We start from the raw sequence: 13,053 nt of genomic DNA on the forward strand, positions 1-13,053 counted from the left end.
TCATGCCCGTGCCGCCAGTCCGGCAAGGGCCTGCGAAAGGCGCCCCGCCCAACCCTGAAGATGCGGCGGCTGCAGGAAGCCATGGTGGTCGCCGCCGGTCTCGTGCAGGACGAAGCCGCCGCCGGCAAGCGCCTGCCAGGCCGCTGTTCCGAACCGCGCCAGCCCCTGCTCCGTGCGAACCAGCGTCAGCGGCGCCGCACAGGAGGCCGGCTCGTATTCCGCCAGCGCCGCCTGGTTGGCAGCAAAGACCGCAAAAAGGCGGCGCAGGTCCGCAGCGCTCATGCCGGGATGCCGGCGGGTGAAGGCCGGGAATGCCAGCAGCTGACCGGCAAGGTCGTCGCCTGCGGCAAGCGCCAGGGCTTCCCCACCCAGAAGATCTTGGACGAAGGCCGTCCGGCAGGCCTGCTCCGCCGTTTCTCCCGTCGCGGCATCGCCGACAAGCCAGGGCTCGATGCGCGAAAGCTCCTGCGGTGTGTAGCTGTCCAGCAGAGCCAGGAAGTCCACGCGCTCGCCGGCGGCCTCCAGCTGACGCGCCATCTCGAAAGCAAGGACCCCGCCCATCGACCAGCCGGCAAGGCGGTAAGGCCCCTTCGCACGCAGGGCACGCAGCTGTTCGACATAGTGCGAGGCCATGGCAGGCAGGCCGGTGATCGCCGGACTTTCCCCCGCAACGAGGCCAGAGGCGCGAATGCCATAGACGGACCAGCCTTCGGGCAGCGCGGCGGCAAGGCCGGCGTAGCACGCCACGGTGCCGGCAACCGGATGCACGAGGAACAGCGCCGGAGCATCGTCCCGTCGCGCGACGCGCAGGGGCACGATCAGCGATGGCATGCCCGCGGCATCTGCCTTGCGCGGGATGGCGTCTGCCGGCAGACGGCGGCGCAGCAGGCTGGCCTGTTCGCCCAGCGTTGCGGCCGCGCCGAGATCGGAGACGGACAGGGTGACGCCGAAGCTGCGCTCGATCCCTCCGAGCAGACGCACGGCGGCAAGGCTGTCGCCGCCGCTGTCGGAGAAGCTGACGCTGCGCCGCAGCTGCCCGGCATTCCTGTTCAAAGCCCGCGCCCAGACCTCCAGCAGGAGGGCCTCCACCTCGTCCGGCACGTCATCGGCCTCAGCGGCGTCCTGCGGTACGGTCGGCCGCTCGGCCAGCCTGCGCAGCGCCCGCCGGTCGACCTTGCCGCCGGGCCCGACCGGGAGCGCGTCGATGCGGTGGATCGCCGAGGGCAGCATGTGCAGCGGCAGGCGCGCGGAAAGCCGATCCCGCAAGGCAGCCGCATCGAAGCCCGCCTCGGGCACCGCCACGAAGGCGACAAGGAAGGCCCTGCCCTCGCCATCCGCTTCCGCCAGTACCGCGACCTCGCCCAGCCCCTCGGCCGCAAGGGCTGCCTCGACCTCTCCCGGTTCGACGCGGAAGCCGCGGATCTTGACCTGATCGTCGATACGGCCGTGGAAGGCGACCGTGCCGCCGCTGTTCGGCAGGAAGGCCGCAAGGTCCCCGGTGCGATAGAGACGTACCGGCGGCTCGCCGGGATCGATGGTGCGCAAGACGAAGCGCTCGCGCGTGAGGTCGTCGCGGCCGTGGTAGCCGATGGCAAGGCGGGCGCCGCCGATATGAAGCTCGCCGACGACGCCATCGGGCACCGGATTGCCGTGAGGATCGAGAATATAGATCCGGGTGCCGGCCAGCGGCCGGCCGATGGGCACGGGAGCGCCACGGTCGTCCGGTGCCACATCGTGCACGAGGGCGGTGATCGTTGCCTCGGTCGGGCCATAGGCGTTGAGCAGGCGCGCCCGCTTGAGCCCGCTGTCGGCCCAGAGGGCAACGACATCCGGGCCCAGCGCCTCGCCGCCGCAAATCAGCAGGCGGAGGGAAAGCCCGGACAGGTCCGAGCCGCCGCCCTTCCAGGCCTGCAACAGCTCGCGCAGATAGACCGGCGGCAGGTCGGCGACAGTGATGCGTTCGCGCTCGAGCAGCTTCAGGAAGTCGGAAGGCGCACGGACGGCCGTGCCACCGAGGACGAGACGGGCTCCGCTCGCCAGAGCCGGCAGGATCTGCTCCAGCGCGGTGTCGACGCCGGGCGAGGCGAATTGCAGCACGGCGTCCCGCTCGCCGAGGCCATAGTGATCGACGACCGCCCGGCAGTGACCGGCAAGCGCGCCGTGGGACACGGCCACGCCCTTGGGCGTTCCTGTCGAGCCGGACGTGTAGATGATGTAGGCGGGATCTTCCGCGCGCAGGGAAACAGGACGGCGGCGAGCGAGCTGCGGGCGCAGGTCCCAGCCGTCGCGGTCGAGCCGGACGACGCGGACGCCGGTCGCAGCCAGTTTGCGCGCGCGGGCGGCCAGCCCCTTGGGCGCCAGAACGAGCGTTGCCCCTGCATCGCGCAGGATCAGCGACAGGCGCTCGTCCGGGTGATCAGGATCGAGCGGCACCCAGACCGCGCCGATGGACAGCACCGCCAGCAGGCCGGCTATGCCGACCGCCTCACGCCCGGCGAGCACTGCAACGCGGTCGCCCTGCCGGATGCCGCAGGCCGTCAGGGTGAGGCAGAGGCGCTCGACCTGCCGTTGGAGCTGGCGGCCGGTGAGCGTTTCACCCTGACCGCCGAGAACCTCGGCGGACGGCGCCTGTCGCAGGCGGGCCTCGATCCACTCGTGAAGCAACCCTGCCGGCGGCGCAGCCTCCGTTGCCGCGCTCCAGCTGTAGAGCGCCCGCTCGCGCTCGGCGCGGGTGAGCATGGCGAGTTCGCCCAGCGGCGTTTCGAGATCGTCAAGCATCGCGCTGGCGAGCGTCTGGTAGTGACCGAGCATGCGCTCGATCCGGGAGGTGGCAAACCGTTCGCCGTCGAAACTCGCGACCAGCAGGAGGCCCCCGCCTTCCTCGTAGACCTCAAGGCCGAAGGGCGTGTCGCCCGGCTGGCGGATCTGCGGCAGATGCTCCACCCGGCCGAGTTCCGGCGGCAGGTCGATGCCGGTGCCTTGCGGGAAGTTCTGGTAGGCGTAGCCGACCTGCCAGGGCGCCCGCCCGTCGGCCGCGCCGCCGAGCCCATGCGCGACAGTGGCAAAAGGCACATCGGCGCGGGCCATCCCTTCGCCCAGCGCGCGCTGTGCGGTGTCGAGCAGTGCAGCGGCCGGGAGCTCGCCGTCGACGGCAATGCGCACCGCCATCATGTTGGCGCAGTAACCGATGGTTTCCTCGAACCGCCGCTGCGGCCGGCGCAAGGTCGGCACGCCGACAATCAGGTCTTCCTGGCCGGTGTGACGGTAGAGGAGCACCGAGAGAACCGCGAGGTGAAAGGCGGCGGGGCTGGTGCCACGCTCCTGCAGGATCTCTCGCATGCGGGCGACCAGCGCCCGAGGCAGCCGCTGCTCCACCACGCCATCGCGGCGACCAGTCTCCGCCGCCAGAGTGTCCCTATCGGCCGCAAGGTCGAGCCCCGGCAGCTCGCCAGACAGCGTCTCGCGCCAGTAGCGTACCTGTTCCTCGCCGCGCGCAGACCCAATGACATCCCGTTCCCAGGCGATGAAATCCGCATAGTCGGCACGGTTGGCGGCAGCGGCAGAAGGCGGCGTTCCGCCGGAGGCGAAGGCCGCGTAACCCTGCCAGAGCAGACGGGCTGCGACGGCAGCGGACGCGCCGTCGATGGCGATGTGATGGAAAGTGACGAGGACCAGGCTTTCGCCGGGGCCGAGCGTTCCGCCCTGCAGCAGCTCGAAGCGCACCGGTGCGTCCTTGGCGAGGTCGAAAGGCCGCGCCAGCCGGCGGCGGGCGAATTCAGCCGGCTCGATCTCCTTGGGGATGGAGAGGGTCTCAAGGCGCGGAACGGCGCCGGCCTCCAGCCTTTCGCCCTGCCCCGCAACGCGTGCGGTCAGGACCGGGAAGCTCTCGCACAGCCACAGGCAGGCGCGGAACAGGGCCTGCTCGTCGATGCCGCTCACGCGGAAGGCCAGCGGCACGTTGTAGTCCGTTCGGCCGGGATAGAGCGTCTGGAGGACCCAGAGCCCTTTCTGTCCCTCGCCAAGCGGAGACTGCCAGGGACCGTCCCTCACCGTGGGCGCTGCCACCGGCAGCGCAGCCGGCTCGTTTGCCGCGATGCTGGCGGCAAGCGCTGCAAGCGTCGGATGCCGGTCGAGATCGTCATGGGTCAGCGCATGCCCGTGCGCCTCCTCGACCGCGTAGACCAGCCGCATCCAGCCCATGGAATCGATACCGAGGTCGCGAAGCGGCCGATCCGTGGGAACCTGCGCGGGCAACACGCCCCGGATGGCGGCAACCGTTTGCCGGAGCGTCTCCAGAGGTGTGCTGCCGCTCGCGGTGCTGCCAGGCGCCGATGTCGGCTCCAGTTCCGGAGATGATGCCTCCGGCAGCCTGCCAATCCAGTGGCGCTCGCGAGCAAAGGGATAACCGGGCAGGACCAGCAGGGCGCGCCGGTCGCCTTCCTCGTCCATCTGCGGCAAAGGCGCCATCGACGGGTTGGTCGCGGCGGCCTCCAGCCCGGCGGCCAGTTCGTCCACCGAGGAGGCAGTCAACTCGACGCCGCAGGCCATCGCCTCGCGGCCGAAGCGCAGCGTGCGCGACAGGCGATCCAGCGACACATCCGGCGTGGCCCTCACGAAGGCAGCGAGTTGCCGCAGCACCGCCGCAAGCTGGTCCGGCGTGCGCGCCGAAACGGGGAAGCGGAACGGAGCTGCAGCTTCAGGACCGCACTGCGCAGACGCTGAGGCCGGCGCTTCCTCCAGCACCAGGTGAACATTGGACCCGCCGGCGCCGAAGGAACTGACGCTCGCCCGCAAGGGCTGCGCCTCGCCGTCGACGATGCGCGGCTGCCAGGGCTCTGCCTCAAGCTGCGGCACGAAGGGCGTTCCGGCGAAGGGAGAGCCGGCGGCTTCAAGGCCCGGTAGGCCGGGCGACGGGACGAGACGGCGATGCTGGAACTGCAGCAGGACCCGGGTGAGCTGGGCCATGCCGGAGGCGGCCTCCGCATGGCCGAGATTGGCTTTCACCGAACCGAGCGGAATGCCTTGCGCCCCCGCGAACACCCGGCCCAGCGCCCTCAGCTCGATGGCATCGCCGATGGATGAGCCGTTGGCGGCGGCCTCGACATAGCCGATGGAGCGCGGATCGATACCTGCAGCTTCGAGATTTTCCGCGAGCAGGCGGGCCTGCGCATCGACATTGGGCACCGCATAGCCGGCGGAATGGCCGGCATGGTTGGCCATGCTGGCGCGGATCACGGCAAGCACGGTGTCGCCGTCGGCCAACGCATCGGCCAGCGGCTTCAGCAGCACCGCGCCGACGCCCTCGGACGGCAGGTAGCCGTCGCCGCCGGCAAAGCTGCGGCTGGCGGCATGGCTGCCGACAAGACCGGCCTGGCTGAGCCCGACATATTTTTCCGGCAGCAGCGACAGGTTGACGCCGCCGGCTATCGCCAGCCGGCATTCGCCGGCGACAAGGCTCTGGCAGGCCTGATGCACGGCCTGAAGGCCCGACGAGCACATGCTGTCGACGGCAACGCTCGGCCCCTGCAGATCGAAGAAGAACGAGGTGCGGTTGGCAATCGCCGAATAGGACGAGAGCAGCAGCAGCGCCCGGCTTTCCGCATCCATTTCCAGCGCCTTGTAGTGCTGGTACATGGCGCCGACGAAGACACCGACGCGGTTGCCGTAGCGCTTTCCGAGCCAGGCGCGCGTGTGGCCGGCGCGCTCCAGCAGGTGCCAGGCCGTTTCCAGGAACAGCCGCTCCTGCGGATCGGCGAGCGCCGCCTCGCGCGGGCTGTAGCCGAAGAAGCCGGCATCGAACCGGTCGACGTCGTCGATGAAGCCACCCCAACGGCAATGGCTGGCAAGGGGCTGGCCCTTGCGCGGCGACCAGTTGGTCTCGACATCCCAGCGCTCTGCCGGCACCTCGCGAACGCAGTCGCGCCCCTCTTCCAGCGCCTCCCAGAACTCCTCCACCGTTCGCCCGCCGGGGAAGCGTCCGGCAACGGCAATCACAGCGATGCCATTGGAAGCGGTGGCAGGAACTGCCGGGACCGGCGCGGGAGCCGGCGCCTCCTTGACGCTCGCGACCGTGCCCCGGCCCATTGCCTCAAGCTCCGCCGCCAGCCTCGCGATGGTCGGATGTTCGAAGAGAAGCGTCTGCGGCAGAGAGCCGAAGCGCGTTTCGAGCGCTGCCACGATGTCCAGCGCCGAGACGGAATCGACGCCGAAACGGTCGATCGTCTCGTCCGCCCCCAGCCGCTCGGCGGGGATCTTCAGGACTTGCGAGAAACACGCCCGCACCGCATCGAGAACGGCACCGCTCGCAACTTCAACGGCAGCGCTCTTCACCTCCGCCGCGCGAGCCGGCATCGCAGCTGGGCTGGAGGGCGGCGCAGAGGCAACCGCCGCGTTGTCCGACGGCCGCACGAGCTCACGCAGACGGCTCTTGTCGCCAGCGAGCACAAGGATCTGGTCTTCGCCGGAACGCTGCAAGGCGAAAGCAAGCGTTGCAAGCGCCGCTTCGGTGGCAAGCGGCACGGCGCCGGCCTGCCGCTCCATCGCGGAGACCACCGCCTTGGGCAGGCGCATGCCTCCATCCTGCCAATAGGGCCAGTCGATGGAGAGCGTGCGGCCGCAGCACGCGCCGCGCGCGGTCCGGCGATTGCGCTCCTGCGCAAACGCATCGAGGAACGCATTGGCCGCCGCATAGTCGGCCTGCCCCGGATTGCCCAGGGCACCGGACGCGGAGGCAAAGAGCACAAGGAAGTCGAGCGGATCGCCGCCGAGCGCCGCATCGAGCGCCAGAGTGCCGGCGACCTTGGGCGCCAGAACCGCACGCAGATCGGCCTCGGACTTGTTGGTGATCAGGCTGTCGCGGGTGAGGCCGGCTGCATGTATGACCCCATCCAGATGACCATGCGTTGTCCGGATCTCCGCGACCAGCGCCCGCATCGCGGCGCGGTCGGTGACATCGGCCTGACGGTAGACGGCGCGCGGCCCGAAGCGGGCAAGGGTCTCCTCAAGCGCGGCCGGGCGTGCGGACCTGCCGGTGAGCCAGACGGTCGTGCCGGGCGTGGTCGCCAAGATATCGGAAGCCACATGCAGCCCCACGCCGCCGGCCCCGCCGGTGACCAGATAGACGCCGTCCGGCTTCCACGGCACGGCCAGCGCCTGGGCGTCGGCCTCGACATCCCGCCAGCTCCGCACGAGACGCTGGTCCCGGCTGTGGCGGATATCGTGATCGGACTGCGCAACTGCGGCCTCGCGCGCCAACACGCCGGCCAGATCCGGCCGGGTGAGGTCGAGCGAAATCGCCTGACAGGCAAGGGTCCGATGCTCCAGGCGCGCACAGCGCAGCAGTCCGGCAAGCCCTTCGGCCAGCGTGTCCGCGGCGGGAAGCACGAGCTGCAAAGTGGTGGTATCCACGCGGCTCGTCGCCACGTCCTTGACGAGGGCAAGCAGCCCGGCGGCGTGATCGGCGAAGCGCTCGCCCTCCTCCGCACCCCGGCTCTCTAGCGCCACGATCCGGGCTTGCGGCATTTGCAAACGCAGGCGGGAAGCGGTTTCAGCTGTCGCTCCGCACAGCGCGACCACATGCCGGCCCAGTGAAGCCAAGGCAGCGGCGGGCAAGTCCTTTTCCTGCCAGTGCGGACGGAACAGCAACGGCAAGGCGGGGGCTGGCGCCTCCCTCCGATGGTCCACGGCGGCGCCCTCGGGCAGCCAATAACGCTCACGGGCAAAGGGATAGGTCGGCAGGCCGATAGGAATAGGGCGGGCGCCGCCGCGCAGCTGTCGCCAGTCCACCCGCGTGCCGCCGACCCAGGCAGCAGCAGCGGCCTCGAGCGATGCGGGCAGCGTATCCTCGTTGCGATTGCACGGGGCACGGCCGCGCCAGATACCGGCCCTCTCGCCGCCCTGCAGCGCCGCGTCCAGCAGATGGGCCAGCTCCGCCTTGTCGCCCGCGACGATGGCAAGCCGCTCCTCGAAGGCCTCGCGCCCCTCCTGAAGGGTCGCGGCAGCAGCGGGAAGATCCGCCTCGAGCAGGACGTCGAGGCATGCGCGGAACCGCTCCAGCACCTGCTGCAACTGTCCCGCTTCGCGGGCGGAGAAGGGATAGACCGAACGGGCGGACGCGACCTCCCGGCGAGCGGGTGCCGGGTAGTCCTCGATGATCAGATGGGCGTTCGACCCGCCTGCGCCGAACGAGGAGAGCGCTGCAAGATGCGGCAGCTCGTTGCCTTGCGCGTCCCGCCGCTGCGGCCAGTCTTCCAGGCGTTGCTGGACGCGGAAGGGCGAGGCAGCGAAATCGATCTCGCGGTTGAGCGTCGCCGAATGCAGCGAAGGCGCCAGCCGGCCGTGGCGGAACTGCAACAGGACCTTGGTCAGGCCGGCGATGCCGGCCGCGCTCTCGCCATGGCCGATGTTGGACTTGACCGAGCCGATGGCGCAAAAGCCGCAAGCCTCTGTCTCCCGGCGATAGGCGCGGGCCAGGGCGGCGATCTCGATGGGGTCGCCGAGGCTGGTGCCGGTGCCGTGCGCTTCGACATAGCCGATGTCCTCGGCGCGCACGCCCGCGCGCTGCATGGCGCGGCCGATGACCGCCGCCTGCGCCAACGGGTTCGGCACGGTGTAGCCGTTGGTCTTGCCGCCGTGGTTCAGCGCCGAGGCGCGAATGACGCCGTGGATGCGGTCGCCGTCGGCAACGGCGCGCGACAGCGGCTTCAGCAGCGCCGCGCCGACACCCTCGCTCGGCACATAGCCGTCGCCGCCCTCGCCGAAGCTTTCGCAGCGCCCGCTGCTCGACAGGAAGCGCCCCTGCGCCAGCGCCAGATACTTGTTGGGATGCAGGGTCAGGTTGACGCCGCCGGCAAGAGCCACGCTGCAATCGCCGGCACGCAGGGCCTCGCAGGCAAGGTGGATCGCCGTCAGCGAGGAGGAACACATGCTGTCGACGGCCATGCTGGGGCCGTGGAAATCACAGAAATAGGAGACCCGGTTGGCGATGGAGGCTGCGCTGCCGGACAGGGCGAGCGGCCGGCCGGCGGCAGTGCTTTCGGCACCGTAGAGCTGATACTCCTCGTACATGACGCCGACGAAGACGCCGACATCGCCTCCCGCAACGCCATCGCCGGACGGCGCCACGGTCTCGCGGGTGTAGCCGGCATCCTCCAGCGTTTCCCAGGCGCATTGCAGGAACAGCCGCTCCTGCGGATCGATATAGGGCGCCTCGCGCGGCGCGATGTTGAAGAACAGCGGGTCGAAGCGGTCAAAATCCTCGACGAAGCCGCCCCACTTGCCGCGCGGCAGCCCGCCCCGCCCCTCGGGATCGTGAAACCTTGCATGGTCCCAGCGCTCGGCCGGTATCTCGGTGATGCTGTCGCGCCCCGCCGCAAGGTTTCGCCAGAACGCCTCGACATCGCGCGCGCCGGGATAGCGTCCGGCAAGCCCGATGATGGCGATGGGCTCGTCCCTTGCCCCGCCCATGCGCTCACGGGCGGGCGGAGTGGCGGGCGCAGCAATCGCCGACCGTCTGTCGACGGGCGCGGGCCCTACGATCTCCGAGAGCTTTTCCGTATGGGCGGAGGCGAAATGGCCGGCCAGCGAGGCGATCGTCTGGTGCTCGAAGAACAGCGTGCTGGAGAGCGGGCCGAACACCTTGCCAAGCGTGTCGGTCAGCCGGGTGATCAGCAAGGAGTCGATGCCGTAGGTCTCAAGAGCGGCCTGCGGGTCGATCTCGCCAACCGGAACCTCGGTCTCGCGCGCGACGACCTCCGCAAGGTAGCGCTCGGCGGCCGTGACCAGCGAGGCGGAGGTTTCCGGTTTCGCCGGCGAGCGGATCTCGTCCGGCGACGGCGCTCCGCTCACCAGACGCAGGGTGAAACCGCGGATCGCGACGCGGACGGTGCCTGCGCTGTCGGCGAGATCGATGTCGATGCGGCGCAGACCATCGGCTGCCGGCTGCTCGCGCAGATGCGCCCACATCTCCTCGTCCGTCGGGCCGAAGACATCCATCCGGTTCAGCGCGAAGGGCAGCGCCGCCGTACCTCCGGGCTCTCCGTGGAAGAGGCCGAGCGCCACGTGGAAGGCAGCGTCGAGCATCGACGGGTGGAGATGGAACGTCTCGCCGCGCGCCGCCTCCGGCAGCCGCAGGCGGGCCAGAGCCTCGCCGTCGCCGGCCTGAATCTCGACCACACAGCGGAAGGCCGGACCATAGGACAGGCCGAGCGCGGCATAGCTCGCATAGAGCCAGTCGCGGTCGAGCACGGCCGGGCAGTTTCCGCGCCGCGCCGAAATGTCGAGAGGCGCCGGGGCCGAGCCGGTCGGCAGGGCCGAGACGCTGCCGCGCATGTGCTCGGTCTTGGTTCCCGAAAGCAGGCGGAAGCCCTTGGCGCCAGCCTCGCCATCTTCCAGCGGCAGCCGCACCTCGACCGAGCCGGAGGCGAGCTCCAGCGGCCGGCGCCATGTCACATTCTCCAGGCGCACGGGATCATGCCCGCCGGCGGCGATGAAAGCGCTGCGCGCAAGTTCCAGCCCCATTGCGGCCGGCAGGATCGGCATGTCGCGGAAGCGATGATCGTGCAGGTAGAAGGCCGAGGCCTCGAGGCGGCGGACGAAAGGACCGTCGATCTTCTCGGCAACCGCCGCCGCTTGCGCTGCGTCTGCGGGTTGGGACCGCTCGACGCTGCCGCCGGCACGGTAGATGTCGCGGGCGAAGGGATAGCCCGGCAGACGGATGCGGCGGCGCGGGCCGGCTGCTTCCGCGAAGCCGGAAAGGTCGCCGCCGGTCACGAAATGCCGCGCCCAATCCTCAAGGCTCGCCGGCTCGGACATGGGGGTACGGACGGATGCGGCATCGTCTCCGACCAGAAGGCCGGGGGCAGATGCGCCGCCGAGATACGCCGTCAGCATGCGCACCGCGTCCGCCAGAGAATGCGCGACGAATGCCAGCCGCTGCTTCATCGGCGTGCGGCCGATACGCAGCGTGAAGGCGATGTCGGCAAGGTCGGCATCGGTGAAAGACCCGGCTTCCAGCGCCTCGACAAGATCGCTCGCGCGCTCGCGGAGGCGCGCCGCATCGCGAGCGGAAAGAACGATCAGTTGCCCGCCGGGCGTTGCAGCAGGCTGCGGCGACGATGGATAGTCCTCCAGCACCACATGCGCGTTGACCCCGCCGAAGCCGAAGCTGCTGACGCCTGCCCGCAGCGGCAGCTCGCGGCCCGCAGCATCGCGCACAGCCGTCCAGGGGCGCCCCTGCCGGACGACCTCGAACGGGGAGCCGGCAAGCTCGATATACGGATTCAGCGTATCGCAGTGGAGGCTCGGCACCAGCTGGCGATACCGCATCTGCAGCAGCACCTTGGCAACGCCCGCGATGCCGGCGGCGAGTTCCAGATGGCCGATATTGGTCTTCACCGAGCCGATGCCGCAGGAGCCCTGCACCCGGTCGCCGGCAAAGACCGCCTTCAGCGCGTTGATCTCCACCGGGTCGCCGAGCGCGGTTCCGGTACCGTGCGCCTCGACATAGCCGACGGTCGACGGTTCGATGCCGGCATCCCGATAGGCCGCGTGCAGCAGATCGGCCTGCGCCTGCGTGTTCGGCGCGGTCAGAGAGTTGGCGCGGCCGCCGTGATTGACCGCCGTGCCTCGGATGACCGCGAGGATCGGGTCGCCGTCGCGCAGCGCATCGGAGAGGCGACGGAGGAGGACCATGCCCGCGCCTTCACCCCGAACATAGCCATTGGCTTGCGCCGAGAAAGTCTTGCAGCGCCCGTCCGGCGCGAGCATGCCGGCCTTGGCGAAATTGATATGCGCTTCCGGCGTGACGATGGTGTTCACCCCGCCGACCAGCGCCATCTCGCAGTCGCCGTCGCGGATCGAGCGCACCGCGCGATGCAGGGCGACGAGGGAGCTGGAACAGGCCGTCTCGACCGGCTCGCTCGGCCCGTGCAGATCGAGGAAATAGCTGATGCGGTTGGGCCCGACGGATGCCACCGCGCCGGTCGCCACATAGCCGTCGCCGCCCGTGTCGCTCGCAACGAGATCACGGTAACCGCTGGTGGAGGTGCCGACGAAGATGCCGACCTTGCGCCCGGCGAGATCGCCCGGCGCGTGGCCGGCATCCTCGATGGCGTTCCAGGCATGCATCATCATCAGCCGCTGCTGCGGGTCCATCAGCCGGGCTTCGCGCGGCGAGATACCGAAGAACAGCGGATCGAACTCGAACACGCCATCGATGAAGCCGCCCCAATGGATGTTGGTGCGACCCGGCTCCTCCCTGGGGTCGCCGTCGATGTCGCGCCAATCCCAGCGGTCGGGCGGAATGCGGGTGATGCAGTCGCGCGCGGAAACGAGGTTCTGCCAGAAGGCGCCGGCATCGCGCGCCATCGGGAAGGCGCAGCTCAGGCCGACGATGACGACCGGGTCGTCTGCGGCAAAGGCGTCGTCTGCGGCAGGACGCGGCGCGTCGACCACGGGCGGCAGATCCGCAACAGCGGGCTGCGGATCTGCAAGAGCCGGCGCTGCAACGAAATCGGCCCCGACCAGACCCGCGACATGCCGCGCAAGGCGCGCCAGCGTTGCGAACTCGAAGAAATCCGCCGGTGTCAGCGAGAGGTCGAGTTCGTCGTTGATGGCGGATGCAAAGCCGGTCATCGTGATGGAATCGAAACCGAATTCGCCGAGCTCCGTCTCCGTGTCGAGAACGGAAGGATCGACTTCCAGGACGCGCGCGGCGATTGCGATCACGCGGTCTAGAACCGCAGCAGATACCTCGGCCGGCCGCACGGAAGGCGCCTCCTCCACCGACGACCGACCAGCCGGCGGCGGACTGACCGTGCGGGCGGAAAATCCCTCGAAAAGCGCAAGAACACGACCTGCCTCGTCGCACAGGCGCACGGTATGCGTCGCCCCGTCCCGTTCGCCGACCGCCCACATGACAGGCTCCGTCGGACCGATCACGACGAGACGGCGCAGCGCATAGGGAACGGCAAGCGCGGCCTCGTCGTCCACGGGCAGCGCCAGCAAAGCTTGCAGCGCGCCGTCCAGCATGGACGGATGCAAGGCCATGCCGTC

At 69.9% G+C, this 13,053-nt stretch carries 1 protein-coding gene (running past one end of the window); it reads right to left on the bottom strand.

All coding sequences use genetic code 11. The features are described 5' to 3' along the window. Positions 1 to 13,053, bottom strand: partial view of a non-ribosomal peptide synthetase gene (locus ACVJ6E_RS02595; protein WP_120269022.1) — the 3' portion only. 7,284 nt of this gene lie beyond the right edge of the window; the window shows 13,053 of its 20,337 coding nt (coding positions 7,285–20,337); the start codon falls outside the window, past its right edge — the gene reads right to left on this strand; it ends in the stop codon at positions 1 to 3.

Source organism: Stappia sp. G46H5W, assembly GCF_058448995.1.